The sequence below is a fragment of the Streptomyces coryli genome, assembly GCF_011044975.1.
GTDB classification, from domain to species: Bacteria; Actinomycetota; Actinomycetes; order Streptomycetales; family Streptomycetaceae; genus Streptomyces; species Streptomyces coryli.
The window spans coordinates 1-14,677 of record NZ_JAAKZV010000002.1 but is presented as its reverse complement, the minus strand read 5'-3'; the positions used below and the strand labels follow the sequence as shown (position 1 = coordinate 14,677).

The following is a 14,677-nucleotide window of genomic DNA, read 5'->3' as shown; positions in this document are numbered from 1 at the left end:
TCCTCAGGTGCGCCTGCGGCTCCACTGCGGTCCGACGCGCTCCCACTCCCGTTCCCACAGGAGTGTCCGTCGCTCATTGATGCGGTGCTGCACGCTCAACCGGATCAGCAGCATCAGGACGCCGAAGAGCAGCGCCGCGACCACGCCGAAGCTGATCGCCTGGGCGATGGCCTGCCCGGACGTGGGCGGGGCGGGCACGACGCGCCGGCCGTCGTCCACGGTCCAGATCCGGGCCTGCTCGCCCACCGCCCCGCCGGCGGTCACGGGCGCTGTGCCACGGTGCGTAACGCCGCCGGCATCCGTCCAGCGCACCGCGACCCGGACCAGGTCGCCCCGGCCGCCGCTCGCGTCGACTCCCGCGACCGCGGCGGGGGCCGGCTCCGCCTTCGCTGCCTCCAGCAGCACCGCCTGGGTCGGCCGGCGGGTCTGCTGCTGCTCGATCAACCGGCCGTGCGCCAAGGAGGCCGTGGCCGCGCCCACGGCGGTGCCGCCGGCGATCAGCAGCACACCGGTGAGCAGCACGGTCCACGCCTCCACGCGGTCGGAACGGCGCTTGAGCGGATTCGGCCGCCAGCGCCACAGCAACCGCGTCACCTTCGGGCTCATCGCCGTACCCCCTGCCTGTCACGGATCGGTCATCCCAGCACCGTGTCACGCGCTCCCAGGGCCTTCGAGAGCCGCAAAGGCCCTGACGGCAGGGCGAATCGGCCCAAGAAAGCGGTGCCGCAGATCCGTTCGGCCCTCACTGATGACGGGTGGGTAGGTGCACCATCGACGTGCCGGGTACGCGGACGGCACCGGGGCAGGACCCATCAGGGAGGAACCTCGCATATGGCCGAAATAAGGCAGTTCTCACCCCAGAACCCGATACGGGTCTTCCTCCTCGACGACCACGAAGTGGTCCGCCGCGGCCTGCAGGACCTGCTCGACGGCGAGCCGGATCTCACGGTCGTCGGCGAGGCCGGCACCGCCGCCCAGGCGGTGGTCCGCGGGCCCGCGCTGCGCCCGGACGTCGCCGTGCTCGACGTGCGGCTGCCGGACGGCAACGGCATCTCGGTCTGCCGGGAGCTGCGCTCACAGATGCCGGACCTGGCCTGCCTGATGCTCACCTCGTTCGACGATGACGATGCCCTGCTCGACGCGATCATGGCGGGTGCCTCCGGATACGTACTGAAGGAGGTGCAGGGCACCGACCTGGTCTCGGCGGTACGCACCGTGGCCGCCGGCAGCTCCATGCTCGACCCGGCGACCACGGCCCGCCTGATGCAGAATCTGCGGGGCGGCGACACCACCGAGCAGGAGCCGGCGAACGAAGCGCTGGACGCGCTCAGCCCGCGCGAACGCGAGATCCTCGTCTTCGTCGGGGAAGGAATGACCAACCGGCAGATCGGCAAGCGGCTCTATCTGTCGGAGAAGACGGTCAAGAACCACATCTCCCGCATGCTGTCCAAACTCGGCGTCGAACGCCGCATCCAGGCCGCGATGCTGGCCGCCCAGGCGGATCCGCACCACTCCGGCGACGAGCGGGCACGCACGGAGCGATACCACTGAGCACGGTCACGACGGGGTGCCGGTCTCCTGGACCACCGGCACCCGCCACACCAGCCGCGTGCCGGTGCCGGGCGACGTGTCCACTTCCAGTTCCCCGCCCAACTCTTGAGCACGCTCGGCCAGGTTGGCCAGCCCGCTGCGCCGGCCGCCCGGCGCGATGCCGACGCCGTTGTCCGTCACGGTCAGCGTCAGTTCGTCGGCCGAGACCACCACGCGCACATCCGCGGAGGTGGCGCGGGCATGCCGGGCGGTGTTCGTCAGCGCCTCCCCCAGCACCGCCACCACATGGCCGGCGACGTGCCGGGGGACATTCACGTCCAGCAGCCCCTCCGTACGCAGCGCCGGGGAGAATCCCAGCGAGCCGGCCGCCGCCTCGCACGCCTCCAGGATCCGCATCCGCAACCCGCCCGCGGCGAGGCCCGGCTCATGCACCCGCAGCCCGAAGATGGTCGAGCGAATGATCTTGATGGTCTCGTCGAGGTCGCGCACCACCCGCAGCAGCTTCTCCTCGCCCTCCGCGGTCTTCTGCAGCCGCACCGCGCTCTGCAGCGTCATCCCGGACGCGAACAGCCGCTGGATGGCCAGGTCGTGCAGATCGCGGGCGATCCGGTCGCGGTCCGCGTACAGCGCCAGCTGCTCCGCGTCCTTGCGCCGCTCCGACAGCTCCATCGCCAGCGCCGCCTGCCCGGCGAAGCCCTGCAGCCGCGCCGTCTCCTCGGACGTGAACGGCGGCTCGCCCGGAGCGCGGGCGAGCAGCAGCACCCCGCGCTTCCCGTCCTCGGTGCCCATCGGCACCGCGACCGCCGCGGCCATACCGGTCTCCCACAGCGCCCGGCCCGCGCGGGACGGTTCACTCTGCACGTCGTCGCTCAGCACCGGTGCGCCGCTGTCGTACGCGCGTCCGGCCAGCGAACCGTCGACCGGCAGCAGGCTTCCCCGGTAGGCCTCCGCTCCGGTGCCGGTCGACAGCGCCACGGTGAGGTCCGCCACGTCGTCATTGGGGAGCGAGACCGCGCCCAGGTCCGCGCCGAGCTGATTCCGGGCCCGTTCGACGATCAGCTCGAGCACGGCCGTCTCGTCCGCGCCGGACAGCAGGGCGTTGGTCACCTCCGCCGACGCCGCCATCCAGCGCTGCCGCCAGCGCGACTCCTCGTACAGGCGGGCATTCTCGATCGCCACGCCGGCGGCGGTGGCGAGGGTGGCCAGCACCGCCTGGTCCTCGCCGTCGAACTCCTTCGCGCCCCGCTTTTCCGTCAGGTAGATGTTCCCGAAGACCTCGTCGCGCACCCGGACCGGGGCGCCGAGGAAGGAGTGCATCGGCGGGTGGTGGGCGGGAAAGCCGTAAGAGTCCGGGTGCTCGGAGATCTCGCGCAGGCGCAGCGGCTCGGGGTGCCTGATCAGCACGCCCAGAATGCCGCGCCCGCAGGGGAGATCGCCGATCCCGGTGATCTGTTCCTCGTCCATCCCGATCGGCAGGAACTGGGAGAGCTGCTGCCGGTCCTCGCCGAGCACCCCCAGGGCCCCGTACTCGGCGTCGACCAGCAGCACCGCCGCTTCCACGATCCGCTGGAGCACTTGGCTGAGGTCGAGGTCGCGGCCAACGCTCATCACGGCGTCGAGCAGGCTGTGCAGCCGGTCCCTGGTGCCCCGCATATCGTCGATCCGCGCCTGCAACTCATCCAGCAGCTCGTCCAGTTGCAGCCGCGGCACTTGCCCGGCGCCCTCCACCCCACGATGCGTCATCGGCCATCCCCTCCGCCCGCGAACGAGCGCCCTCTAACGCGCTGGAACTCAAAGGTAACGGCCGCCGGGGTGGGCCGGTCCGTCCCGTACGCCAGGCCGGTCGGCTGCGCGCGGAGCCGGGCGGCCCCTCGCCCGCCCCGGTGTCGCGGACGCAGCCTCGATGCAAAGCAGCGGTCAACGGAGCGGGATGGTGGGGTCGATGGGGTCGGTGGAGCGTCTGCGGGTCGTCGTCGGTATCGACGGTTCGGTCGGGGCAGTGCGGGCGCTGGACCGCGCCGCGGCGGAGGCGCTGGCCATCGGAGCCGCGCTGGAGATCGTTTGTGCGGTCCACGACGCGGAGGAGGCGGTGCCGGTCCTGGCCTCCGCCGTGGCCCGGGTGCACGGCCGCAGCCCCACCCTGGAGATCATCGCGTCGGTCATGCAGGTCGACCCCGTCCTGGCGCTGCTGCGGCGCGGGCGGGACGCGGCGCTCACCGTCGTCGGCAACCGCGGTCGCGGCGGCGTCCCCGGGCTGCTTGTCGGCTCGGTCGGGAGGCGGTTGGCCAGGCGCGTACAAGGTCCGCTGCTCGTCGTACGCGGAGGCCGGGCGCCGGTGGCGCCGGGGTCCGCGGGGGCTTCGGGCGGCGAGGTGCTGCTGGTGGTGGAGAGCGACGGCGACGCGGGCGCTGCGACGTATGCCTTCCAGGAGATGACCCGCGGCCGTCGCGCACTACGGGTCGTCAACTCCCCCGCGTATCTGCCGGCTTTCCCCGATCCGCCCTCCCCCCAGCCGGCCACGCCGCCTGCCGAGCCCGCAGCCGCCGCCGGCACCGGCGCTCGGTCGCGCACGGGGTCCCGTGCGGACGAGCGGCTGCACGCGGCGCAGGCCGTGTCGTCGCGCACGCTGGTCGACGCCACCGTGGGCTGCCATGTAGCCGTCATTACGGCCCGGCGCCGGCGGAGCCTGCCCCGCGGCCGGCTGACCCCGGCCGTGCAGGCACTGCTGACGCGCGCCCACTGCCCGGTGCTCATCGTGCCGGAGCCGGCCGGCTCGGGCTGCCCCGACCGGCCCTGAGGCGGGCTGGGCACATGGGCGCCGTACTCGCTACCGCTTCTCGGGGGCCGACCGGTCCTCGGACGTGGACGAGCAGACCCTGTTGCCCGGCCGGGACCGGGCGTTCGCTGGACATATAAGGGTTCCGACCCGGAGGTGACCTCCATGGACGTGCTGGTGGGTTACGCGACAGCGCACGGCTCGACCCGCGGGATCGCGGAGCGGATCGGCACGGACCTGTTCACGGCCGGACTGCGCTGCGACGTACGGCCGCTGGAGGCCGTCGGGAACGCCGAGGAGTACACCGCCTTCGTGCTCGGCAGCGCGGTGCACGGCCAGGCCTGGCTCGACCCGGCACAGGAATTCCTGCGCCGGAATCGCGCTCTGCTGGCCGCCCGCCCGGTGTGGCTGTTCAGCGCCGGCATGCCGGCCGCCCTGCGCGGTCCGTGGCGGCGGATGGCCGCTCAGGAGGAGCCGGTCATCCTCGCCGGGCTCACGGCACTGCCGTCGGTACGCGGGCACCGGCTGCTGTCCGGCGTCCTGCGTCGCGAACACCTGCCTGTCGCGGGCCGCGTGGGGTTTCGCCTGATGGGCGGCCGGTACGGGGACTTCCGCGACTGGGACGCGATCGATTCCTGGGCCGCCGGGATCGCCGTGGAGCTCGTTCCGCAGACGTGATGACGAAAAGGAGCTGACCTCATGACTACGATCTCTGCGGCGGGTGCGCCGCGGCCGGTCCGGGTGGAGGCGGCGCTGGAAAAGCCGCTCTCGCGCTGGCTGTGGCTGGTGAAGTGGATACTCGTCATTCCGCACTACGTCGTGCTGTTCTTCCTGTGGATCGCCTTCTTCGGAGTCAGCGTCGGCGCGTTCTTCGCGATTCTGTTCACCGGCCGGTATCCGCGGGCGCTCTTCGACTTCAGCCTCGGCGTGCTGCGCTGGAGCTGGCGGGTGGCGTACTACACGTACGGCGCCCTGGGCACCGACCGGTACCCGCCCTTCAGCCTGGGTGCGGAGCCGGACTATCCGGCCCGGCTCGACATCGCGTATCCGGAGCAGCTTTCCCGCGGCCTGGTGCTGGTGAAGTGGTGGCTGCTGGCCATTCCGCACTACCTCGTCGTCGGGCTCTTCCTCGGCGGCTTCCAGTACACCGGATGGTGGGGCGGCGGACTGATCGGCCTGCTGGCGTTCTTCGCCGGGATCTCGCTGCTGTTCCGCGACCGCTACCCAGGCGGCATGTTCGAGCTGATCCTGGGGCTGAACCGGTGGGTGCTGCGGGTGGCGGCGTACGTAGCGCTGATGACCGACGTATACCCGCCCTTCCGGCTGGACCTGGGCGGCACGGAGCCCGCCTCCACCGTGAGTTCCGCACCGGAGGCACGGCCATGATCGGCGTGCTGCTGGACGCCGCTGTGATCGCCGCCGTGGCCCTCTCCTGGCACGGGTCCCTGTACTGGAACCACCGACGCCCACCCATCGGACCGAGGAGGACATCGTGGGGAGAGTGCACGCACTTGTCGACAGTCGCGCCCTGATCCCGAGGCTGCACGGGATGCGCGGCGCGGTCCTGGACGCCGACAGCGTCCTCACCTTCGCCGCCCATGTGCACGCCGCCGCCTGGAAGCGGACATTCGACACCTTCTTCAAGGAGTTCATCCCTCCGGCCCCCGCGCTACTCCGCCCCTTCGACCCGGTGGCGGACTACTGGCGGCACTTCGCCGGGCGCACCAGCACCGACGGCGTGGCCGGCTTCCTCGACGCCCGCGGCATCCACCTTCCGCCCGGGCAGGCCGTGGAACCTCCGGGCTGGTCGTCGGCCCGGTCCCTGCAAGCCTTCGAGGACCGCGTGTTCGCGGACTACGTCGACCGCTACCGCGTCCTGGCCGCGCCCGGTGCCTTCCGCCTGGTGCGGGAGCTGCGCAGCTACGGGATCGGTGTGGCCGCCGTCTCCCCCGCCCGCGGGACCGCAGACATGCTCTCCCGGGCCGGCGGGCGGGCCCTCGCCGACGAGGTGATCGACATCCGGTTCTTCGGGACCCGCCTATTTCACGGTCCACCCGACCCTCCCCTGCTGCTGGCGGCGGTGGAGCGGCTGGGCGTGGCCCGGTCCCGTACGACCGCGATCCTCGGCTCTCCGGCCGGGGTGACCGCGGCAAGAAGGGCCGGCCTGGGTCTCGTCGTGGCAGTCGCCGCGTATCCGTCACCGGCGCTCGAGCAGAAGCTGGTCCACGCCGGGGCGCACCTGGTGCTACGGAACGTACGCGAGCTCCTGGCGCGGACCGCCGTCGAGCCGGCGCCGTCGCGCAGCGCCTGAGGCGCGCGGCGTCACGCGCGCAGTGAGCGCGCGTGGTCGGGGACGTAGTTCTGCAGGTGCCTCGGCGGGCGTTCGTAGCCGGAGGCGGGAGGCCGCTGCGGCATGTCGAGGACGGGCGGGCTGACTTCGTAGTACGGGAGGGTGGACAGCAGGTGGGCGATCATGTTGAGGCGGGCGCTGCGCTTGTCGTCGCTCTCGACGACGTACCACGGGGCCTCGGGGGTGTCGGTATGCACGAACATCTCGTCCTTGGCCCGTGAGTAGGCCTCCCACCGGGTGATCGACTCGAGGTCCATCGGCGACAGCTTCCACCGCCGTGTCGGATCCTCCAGACGCGTCTGGAAGCGCTGCTGCTGCACCGCGTCGCTGACCGAGAACCAGTACTTGCGCAGCAGGATGCCGTCCTCCACCAGCAGCCGCTCGAAGATCGGGCACTGGTGCAGGAAGCGGCTGTACTCGTCCTTGGTGCAGAAGCCCATGACGTGCTCGACGCCTGCCCGGTTGTACCAGCTGCGGTCGAACAGGACGATCTCACCGGCGGCGGGGAGGTGTTCGGCATAGCGCTGGAAGTACCACTGGGTGCGCTCCCGCTCGGTGGGGGCGGGCAGCGCGGCGATCCGGGCCAGCCGCGGATTCAGATGCTCGCTGACACGCTTGATCGTGCTGCCTTTGCCGGCCGCGTCGCGCCCCTCGAAGACCACCACCAGCCGGGACCCCTCGGCCCGCACCCACTCCTGGACCTTGACCAGCTCCACCTGCAGGCGCAGCAGCTCGGCCTCGTAGACGCGGCGAGGCAGCCGATCATCCGGCTGCCCGTCCGCCTTCACCTTCTTCTTGGCGCTCGGCATGCGCCCATCGTCCCGCCGGGGCGCGGGGAACGGCCCTGGGAGTTCGGGACGTATCGCAATTACCGGGGCTGAGGGGTGTCGGTTGTCGCGTAGCCGCGGGTGCCGAGGGCGTAGAGGTTCGCGTAGCGGCCGCCGGCTGACAGCAGTTGTTCGTGGGTGCCGAGTTCGGTGATGGTGCCGGCGTCCAGGACCGCGATGAGGTCGGCCATGCGGACCGTGGTGAAGCGGTGGGAGATCAGTACGGTGATGGGGGGTGTGCGGGAGGTGCGGGCGGCTTGCGTGTAGCGGGTGAACAGGGCGTGTTCCGAGGCCGGGTCGAGGCCCGCGGCGGGCTCGTCGAGGACGAGGAGGGCGGGGTCGTGGCGCATCAGCGCCCGGCTGAGGGCGACCTTCTGCCACTGTCCTGCGGAGAGGTCCGTACCGCCTGGGAAGGCCGGGCCGAGCTGGGTGTCCAGGCCGTGCGGGAGGTCGGCGGGGAGGTCCGCGCCGCCGCCGCGGGCCAGGCCCTCGGAGACGGCGTCGGCGTCGTCGGCGCGGGGCAGGTCGCCGATGCCGACCGCGGTGCGCAGGGTGAATTCGAAGCGCTGGAAGTCCTGGAAGCAGGCGGTGAGGGCCTGGCGCCAGGTGGCGGCGGGCCAGGACCGTAGGTCCCTGCCTGCGTAGCGCAGCGTGCCGGACGTGGGCTCGTACATGCGGCAGAGCAGCTTCGCGAGGGTGGTTTTGCCCGCGCCGTTCTCGCCGACGAGGGCCAGGGTGGTGCCCGGCGGGATGCGGAGGGAGAGGTCCTTCAGGACGGGGCGGTCGGTCCCCGGGTAGGTGAAGGACAGCCGGTGCAGGGTGAGGTCGTGGCCGGGGCGGGGCGTGGGCAGTGGTACGGCGCGGTCAGGTGGTTGCTGCTGCTCCTGCGCCGTGGCGTGGTCGGACAGCCACAGGAAGTACCCCGCCGCGCGCATCGCCTGCTGCAGCCAGCCGGCCAGGCCGATGACGCCGGATACGGTGCCGAGCAGCTGCGCGCCGGTCATGAGCGTCAGCACCACGTCGCCCGGCGTGCCGGTGCCGCGGGCCACGGAGCGGACGGCGAGCAGGACGGCGGCGAGGAAGCCGGCGCCGAAGACCAGCCAGCCGGCGGCCAGTCGGGCCGTTACGCGCAGTTGGGCCCGGTCGCGGGCGCGGTCGACCTCGTCCTGGAGGTGGTCGTGGCGGCGGCGCAGCTCGGCGGCGGTCCGGTAGACGCGTATCTCCGCGGCCGCCTGGGGCGAGCAGGCCAGCGCGAACAGGCTGCGGCGCAGCCGGTCGGCCTCGGCCGTACGCTCGTCCACCTCGCCCATGCGGCGGCTGCCGGAGCGGCTCGCGGCGATGGCGGGCAGGGCGAACAGCGGCAGGGCGGTGGCGGCTGGGTGGATGCTCGCCAGTACGGCGATGGCGGCGCCGAGGCCGCACACCGCGCGGAGGTTCTCCACCAGGGCGCCGAACGCGCTGCCCAGCAGGCCGCGCTGGTTGCGCAGGAGTTCCATGCGGTCGAGGTGGGCGGGGTGTTCGTGGTGGGAGAGGTTCGGGATGCCGGTGGTGAGGGTCATCAGCCGCTGGTCGAGGAGCAGGCCGACCTGCTGCTGCAGGGTGATGCGGAGGCGGGAGACGTAGGTGCCGGCGGCGTGCGTGATGGCGACTGCGGCGAGGAGGAGAGCCGCGGCGCGGAGGGCGGCGCCGGCGTCCTGTCGTACGGCGGCGTCGGTGGCCATGCGGATGGCGAGGGCGGCTCCGACCGTGCAGGCGCCTACGGCCGGGGCGAGGAGCAGGACGAGAACGGCGCGGCGGGGGTCGGCGCGGATGGCGGTGGTGATCAGGAGGGCGGTGGCGCGGGCCTGGTCGCGGAGGGTGGGCGCGCCACCGGACTTGGGGCCCTTGGGGTCAGGCATGAGCTTCTCCGGTGAGCGTGGCGGCCTGCAGGCTGAAGGAGCGGGCGTAGCGGCCGCCGGCGGCGAGGAGTTCGTCGTGGGTGCCTTCTTCGGCGACCCGGCCGCCGTCGAGGAAGCAGATGCGGTCGGCCAGGCGGACGGTGGCGAAGCGGTGCGAGACGAGGATGGTGGTCAGGCCGCGGGTGAGGTCGAGGAATTGCTCGTAGAGCTCGGCTTCGGCGCGGATGTCGAGATGTGCGGTGGGCTCGTCGAGTACGAGGATGCGGGCGCCGTGTTCGACCGCGTAGAGCGCACGGGCGAGGGCGATGCGCTGCCACTGGCCGCCGGAGATGTCGGTGCCGCCGGTGAAGCGGCGGGAGAGCGGGGTGTCCCAGCCGTCCGGGAGGCCGTCGAGGACGGCGTCGGCGCCGGCCCTGCGGGCGGCGGAGGCCAGGGCGTGGCGGTCGGGGGCGGCGTCGACGGCGCCGAAGCGGATGTTGTCGCGGGCGGAGAGCTCGTAGCGGAGGAAGTCCTGAAAGACGACGGCGATATGGCGGCGCCAGCTGTCGGGGGGCAGGGCGCGCAGGTCGGTGCCGTCGGTGGTGATGCGGCCTGCGGCGGGGTCGTAGAGGCGGGCGAGGAGCTTGATGACGGTGGTCTTGCCGGCACCGTTGTCACCTACGAGGGCGAGTGAACTGCCCGCCGGGACGGTGAGGTCGAGGCGGTCGAGGGTGGGGGCGTGCCGGTCGGGGTAGCGGAAGCGGACCGCTTCGAAGCGGATGGCGTGGGCGGGGGCTCCGCCAAGCGCGGGGGCCTTGACAGGACCCGCCGAGAGGCCGGATCCGACCGGCAACGGAGACAGCCCGGAGCCGCCCGCCCCCCGCCCCAGTTCGGCGAGCCGCCGTGCCGCCGGGGCGGCTGCGGCGGCGCGGGTGATGGTCCACTGGAGGTCGCCGAGCCAGCCCAGCGAGGCCGTGCCGAGGACGGCCTGGAGGCAGATGGTCGTACGGGCGACGGAGAGGTCGCCGCGGGCTGCCGCCACGGTCAGTGGGACCAGGACCAGCGCGTGCGCCGCGATCAGGCCCGCCAGGCAGGCGAGGTCGCCCACGTCGGCGCGGCGGCGGCCCGCCAGTTCGCGGGTGCCGGTCAGCCAGGCTCGGGTGAAGTGCTCGACGAGCCACTCGCCCAGGCCGAAGACGCGGATCTCCTTGGCAGCGGCGCCCTCCAGGGCGAGCGAGCGCAGGTACTCGGCGCGGCGCAGCTCCGTCGTCGTGCCCGCATGACTGTCGGCCGCTCGCCGCGTCGCCCGGTCCTGCCGCCGCCCCATCACCACCCACGCGACGACCAGCGGGATCGGCGCCCACCACGCGAAGAGCAGCAGCAGCCCGGCGGCCGAAACCCCGGCCAGACGCACGGCGATGAGGCGGGGCAGCGCGGTGACCGCCAGGCCGACCGGGAGCTGGCCGGTGCCGCGCCCCTGCGCGAGCATCAGCAGGTCGGCGACCCGGGGGCCGTCCAGCGGCGCCTGCCCGGCAGGCCGCAGCGTGCCGCGCATGGTCATACGGGAGACGGTGGCGGCGAGCCGGCGGGCGAGCCGGGTCGAGGTCCCGGCGATGACCGGGTCCATCAGTACGTTCGCGAGGTAGATCAGGGCGAGCACGCCGAACGCGGTCAGCACCCCCCGGCCCGCCGCCGAGTCGAGCCCCGCGCCCGCGGCCGCGGGCAACCGCCCCGCGAGCGCGCCGATGGCGACGGTCAGCGCCGGCGCCAGCGCGGCGTCGAGGAGCACCAGGGCGGCGAGCCCACCGGTCAGCCGCGCCGACGCGGTCGGCAGCAGCCGCAGCAGGGCGGTGACCGGAGCGGCGTCGGAAACCGGCCCCCCGGCCGCGGATTTACCGGAGGATCGCGCCCGAGCCAGCCCCCGCAACCCCCGCCTCATCGCAGCCCGAAGGCCGACAGCCAGCCCCGGTCGCCGCCGTACAGCGTCAGCAGCGCCGCGCAGGCGCCGGACGCGCCGCTGAGCAGCGTCGTGTCCTCGTCGGCGAGGGCGATCACCTCGTCCTGCCGGCCGAGCAGTTCGGATACGAGACGGTCACGCAGCGGACCCGCACCCGGCAGTGCCGCGTACCGGTCGAAGGCATCGCAGAGCAGCGCCAGCCCCGGTGCCCCGTGGCACAGGGTCAGGCCGAGCGGCGCGGCGGTGTCGCCGGAGTCGTACCAGCGCAGGACGGAAGCGGCCGCGTCCAGCGCGAAGTCGGCCAGCTCCGCGTCGCCGAGCACACCCGCCGTCTCCCACAGCGCCCAGGCCACCCCGGGGGTGCCGTAACACCAGGCCTGCGGACCGCGCGGCAGCTCCGCCACGCCGCCGGCGTGCGGCCAGGTGATCAGGCCGCCCGGCGCGATCCGGCTCTCACCGCGCAGCCAGGTCGCGAGCCGTGTGAGCGCCGTGCCCAGGTCGGCGGTGAGGCCGGTCGCGCGGGCGGCCGCTGCCAGGGCGAGCGCGACGCCGGCGGCGCCGTGGGCGATGCCGGTGTTGATACGGCCGTAGTTGAAGCCGCGCAGGTCCTCGCCGCGGTACCTGCCCACGCGGAGCGCGGTCAGTTCCGGCGTGTCGCAGAGCCGGGTGAGATGGCCGGTGGTGGCGGTCAGATCCCGGGGAGCGCTGCGGGGATCGGCAGCCAGCACCAGGAGCGAACCCGCGGGCCCGGTCACCACGTCGTAGTCGAGCCAGCCCATCCGGTCCGGGCGCCAGCGGTGCGCGCAGTCGCTCAGCTCCGCCCGCGCCGCGTCGGCGAGTCCCGCCACCGCGGGCCAGACCGGGCGGGCGGTGTTCAGGCCCTGCAGATAGCCGGCCAGGCCCCAGCCGAAGAGGCCCGGGTGGGTGCAGCCCTCCCGCAGGGTGCGCAGCCAGGCGACGAACGCGCTGGCCTCCGGCCCCGGTTCCGCCGGTGGACCAAGACCGGAGTCTGCGTGTGGGTGGTCCTGGCCGACCAGGGCGGCGAGGACGGCGGGGCCGAAGTCGATGCTGTACTCCGCGCCGCGCTCGTCCGCGCCGATGGCGCGCGCGAAGGCGGTCAGGACGTGGTGGGCGGTGTCGTACACCGCGGCGGGGGCCGCGGCCTGCTGGGCGGAGACGGGTGACATGCCGGGCAGCCTCTCTACGGGCCTACGGGCCGGGATGGTGCGGGAAGGGGAAGTTCGGCGACGGGCCGCCGGGTGCCGTGGGTCAGGTGCAAGCACCCCGGCGGCCCGCCGTGCTGCGGATCAGCAGCACCTCAGTGCTGCCGCGCCTCAGCTAGGGTTCGGGAGGATCGGGTTTTCACAGGGGCAGGTACCGGTGCATCCGCCTGCGTTGGTGCATCCCTGTGTGCCGGCGTCCGCGCCCATGGTCAGCATCTCGGACTCCTCGAACTGGCCCTCGAGCTGCTCGATGAGACCCTCGACGTCGTCCAGACCGATCGCGGGCTTCTCCGGCAGGATCGGCTGAACCTGGCCGGGCCACATGATGTCGTTCGTCATCGTGTTCACCTCCTTATGCGTCATGCGTCTTCGGTGGGGTCACGACGCCGCCGATACGGATCGGGGCGCCGGTCTCGGGGCCGGGCCGGCGGGGACGTCAACCGCCCGGCGGGATACGGAGCATGAGTTCGGCGGCCACCGGCGATCCGGCGGGGTCGGCCCGGTCGCGAACGCCGAGTTCGCCGGGCGCGGGCACCATCTCCTCGATGACCACGGCGTGGTCCTTCGCCGCACCGCCGGCCATCCGCCGCAGCACCCCGAGCGCCTGCAGGCTCTCCAGGTCACAGGGCAACGGCGCCCGCGCACCCGGCGCGGCGGAGACGAAGACGAAGCGCGGCAGCCCCAGCTCGTCGCGCAGGCGCAGGAGTTGCCGCGCCTGGTCGAGCCCGCCCGCGTCCGGGGACGGCAGCCGGTGTACGGGCACCCGCCACTGGGCGGCCGACAGCACCAGGACTCCGGCGACGGTGATGCGCGGTACGTAGTCGTGTTCCGGCAGCGCGCACAGCGGGTGCCGCAGCCGCCGCACCCACCCGTGGTTCTGCGGCGACGCGCTGAGCAGCAGCCCGGCCACGACGTCCCAGGGCGGCGGGGCGGTGCGCGCCGAGTGGTAGAGGGGCCGGATCGGCTCGCCGCGGTGGCTGATCACGGTGCGGCCGTCCTCACCGGCGCGGGCCGTGAGCTCGCCCAGCGGCAGAAAGCCGCCGGTCGCGGGACCGTCGTCGCAGTACGCACCCAGGTCCGGGTCGCCCGTCCAGGCGGACGGGTAGAGCGGGCGCCGCACGGCATTGGCCGCGTACCGGGACAGGGCGGGGAACAGCAGCTCCACCGAACGTATGCCGCTGTCCGCGTCCAGCCGCCGCAGCCAGGAGCGGTACGCGTCCGCCGACGGCAGCGCGCCGCCGTGCAGCCGGCGCAGCGCGGAGCCGAACCGGGCGTCCAGCACCGCGGCGGGGGCGACGATGTCGAGGGCCCCGGAGCCGTCGGGCAGCGGGCGCACGGTGCAGTCGAGCGGCCAGGGGAGGTGCGCCGGCGGGGCGGCGAAGCGGTCCAGCAGTTCGGGGGTGAGGTCGATGGTCCGGCCGGCGTCGGTTCGTTCGGCGAGGTGGTCCAGCAGGCGGGCGTAGCCGGAGCCGGGCGTGGTGGCGCGGGGCCAGCCCACCGGTTCCGGGTGCGTGGAGGGGGTGGCGGCGCCGGAGGCGGGTGTGCGGGAGGCGAGGTGCTCGCGCACGATGTCGAGGAGCGGCCGGTCCTGTGCGGAGAGTCCGGCGCCGGCCCTCGGGGTGGGCTGGGCGTCGGCCCGGATCATCGCCTGGAGGCGCATCGACTGCGTCAATGCGGCTCCCAGCAACCGGAGATCGGCGGTGGGCGGGGCGCCGAGGACCTGTCGGTAGACGTCGAGGTATCCGCCGCCGGTGGTGTCCGGCGCGGCTGTCGGCGCGGCGGCGGCCGGGTGCCAGGCGCGGGTGGACGCTTCCGGTCGTGTGGTCACCTGGAGGATGCCGATGGCATCGAGGTGGGCGAGGAATTGGCGCAGGGCGGCTTGCTGCCGCTGATCCGCCGTGCTCGGCAGCACCGCTTGTTCCAGGGCGCGCAGTGGCAATGCCCCGTCGCGGAGGGCCGTCCGGATCTGCTCGACGATCGGGGTCAGCCGGACCCGTACCGGTGAGAGGACGATGCCGCGCTGGGCGTCCTGGGCGGTGAGCGCCATCGCCTCGAACCGATCACCGGCGACCTGGGAGAGGGGCGCGAGGCCGATGCGGGTGTCGGGGTCCAGGAG

13 protein-coding genes are annotated in these 14,677 nt (G+C 73.4%); 5 read left to right on the top strand and 8 right to left on the bottom strand.

Annotated features, from left to right (window positions below):
- Positions 1–3 precede the first annotated feature (3 nt).
- Positions 4–606, bottom strand: coding sequence for an Rv1733c family protein (locus G5C51_RS00840; protein ID WP_165229815.1), 603 nt, complete (start codon positions 604–606; stop codon positions 4–6).
- Positions 607–831: 225 nt separating this feature from the next.
- Here G5C51_RS00840 and G5C51_RS00835 point away from each other — a divergent pair, with 225 nt between their 5' ends.
- Positions 832–1,551, top strand: coding sequence for a response regulator (locus G5C51_RS00835; RefSeq protein ID WP_165229812.1), 720 nt, complete (start codon positions 832–834; stop codon positions 1,549–1,551).
- Between the two features lie 6 nt (positions 1,552–1,557).
- Here G5C51_RS00835 and G5C51_RS00830 read toward each other — a convergent pair whose 3' ends face one another.
- Positions 1,558–3,294: a GAF domain-containing sensor histidine kinase gene (locus tag G5C51_RS00830; RefSeq protein WP_165229809.1), complete on the bottom strand. Its 1,737-nt coding sequence runs from the start codon at positions 3,292–3,294 to the stop codon at positions 1,558–1,560.
- A gap of 199 nt (positions 3,295–3,493) precedes the next feature.
- Here G5C51_RS00830 and G5C51_RS00825 point away from each other — a divergent pair, with 199 nt between their 5' ends.
- The 4 genes from G5C51_RS00825 (at position 3,494) to G5C51_RS00810 (ending at position 6,638) form a co-directional block, all read left to right on the top strand.
- Positions 3,494–4,348, top strand: coding sequence for a universal stress protein (locus G5C51_RS00825; protein ID WP_165229806.1), 855 nt, complete (start codon positions 3,494–3,496; stop codon positions 4,346–4,348).
- A 144-nt stretch (positions 4,349–4,492) separates the two neighbouring features.
- Positions 4,493–5,005 (top strand): flavodoxin domain-containing protein, encoded by a 513-nt coding sequence (locus G5C51_RS00820; RefSeq protein WP_165229803.1) that lies wholly within the window; start codon positions 4,493–4,495, stop codon positions 5,003–5,005.
- A gap of 21 nt (positions 5,006–5,026) precedes the next feature.
- Positions 5,027–5,713: a DUF4389 domain-containing protein gene (locus tag G5C51_RS00815; RefSeq protein ID WP_165229800.1), complete on the top strand. Its 687-nt coding sequence runs from the start codon at positions 5,027–5,029 to the stop codon at positions 5,711–5,713.
- Between the two features lie 106 nt (positions 5,714–5,819).
- Positions 5,820–6,638, top strand: coding sequence for an HAD family hydrolase (locus G5C51_RS00810; protein ID WP_165229797.1), 819 nt, complete (start codon positions 5,820–5,822; stop codon positions 6,636–6,638).
- 11 nt (positions 6,639–6,649) lie between these two features.
- On the opposite strand, the gene ppk2 is transcribed toward G5C51_RS00810, so the two are convergent.
- From ppk2 to G5C51_RS00780, 6 genes are all read right to left on the bottom strand, one after another.
- Positions 6,650–7,486: a polyphosphate kinase 2 gene (ppk2, locus tag G5C51_RS00805; protein WP_165229794.1), complete on the bottom strand. Its 837-nt coding sequence runs from the start codon at positions 7,484–7,486 to the stop codon at positions 6,650–6,652.
- Between the two features lie 59 nt (positions 7,487–7,545).
- Positions 7,546–9,402: an ABC transporter ATP-binding protein gene (locus G5C51_RS00800; RefSeq protein ID WP_165229791.1), complete on the bottom strand. Its 1,857-nt coding sequence runs from the start codon at positions 9,400–9,402 to the stop codon at positions 7,546–7,548.
- Positions 9,395–11,308, bottom strand: coding sequence for an ABC transporter ATP-binding protein (locus G5C51_RS00795; RefSeq protein WP_165229788.1), 1,914 nt, complete (start codon positions 11,306–11,308; stop codon positions 9,395–9,397). Before G5C51_RS00795 ends, G5C51_RS00800 begins: the two co-directional genes overlap by 8 nt.
- Positions 11,309–11,316: 8 nt before the next feature.
- On the bottom strand, positions 11,317–12,525 hold the full coding sequence (locus G5C51_RS00790; protein ID WP_165229785.1) for a lanthionine synthetase LanC family protein: 1,209 nt from the start codon (positions 12,523–12,525) through the stop codon (positions 11,317–11,319).
- A gap of 147 nt (positions 12,526–12,672) precedes the next feature.
- Positions 12,673–12,900, bottom strand: coding sequence for a hypothetical protein (locus tag G5C51_RS00785; protein ID WP_165229782.1), 228 nt, complete (start codon positions 12,898–12,900; stop codon positions 12,673–12,675).
- A gap of 97 nt (positions 12,901–12,997) precedes the next feature.
- Positions 12,998–14,677, bottom strand: a 1,680-nt coding sequence (locus tag G5C51_RS00780) for a lantibiotic dehydratase (RefSeq protein ID WP_206313285.1), incomplete at its 5' end; no start/stop codon positions are given.

Bases quoted from the DNA above. Each gene is read 5' to 3' on its own strand.
- G5C51_RS00785 (WP_165229782.1), bottom strand. From the start codon at position 12,900: ATGACGAACGACATCATGTGGCCCGGCCAGGTTCAGCCGATCCTGCCG.
- G5C51_RS00840 (WP_165229815.1), bottom strand. From the start codon at position 606: ATGAGCCCGAAGGTGACGCGGTTGCTGTGGCGCTGGCGGCCGAATCCG.
- G5C51_RS00835 (WP_165229812.1), top strand. From the start codon at position 832: ATGGCCGAAATAAGGCAGTTCTCACCCCAGAACCCGATACGGGTCTTC.
- ppk2 (WP_165229794.1), bottom strand. From the start codon at position 7,486: ATGCCGAGCGCCAAGAAGAAGGTGAAGGCGGACGGGCAGCCGGATGAT.
- G5C51_RS00800 (WP_165229791.1), bottom strand. From the start codon at position 9,402: ATGCCTGACCCCAAGGGCCCCAAGTCCGGTGGCGCGCCCACCCTCCGC.
- G5C51_RS00820 (WP_165229803.1), top strand. From the start codon at position 4,493: ATGGACGTGCTGGTGGGTTACGCGACAGCGCACGGCTCGACCCGCGGG.
- G5C51_RS00815 (WP_165229800.1), top strand. From the start codon at position 5,027: ATGACTACGATCTCTGCGGCGGGTGCGCCGCGGCCGGTCCGGGTGGAG.
- G5C51_RS00825 (WP_165229806.1), top strand. From the start codon at position 3,494: ATGGGGTCGGTGGAGCGTCTGCGGGTCGTCGTCGGTATCGACGGTTCG.
- G5C51_RS00830 (WP_165229809.1), bottom strand. From the start codon at position 3,294: ATGACGCATCGTGGGGTGGAGGGCGCCGGGCAAGTGCCGCGGCTGCAA.
- G5C51_RS00790 (WP_165229785.1), bottom strand. From the start codon at position 12,525: ATGTCACCCGTCTCCGCCCAGCAGGCCGCGGCCCCCGCCGCGGTGTAC.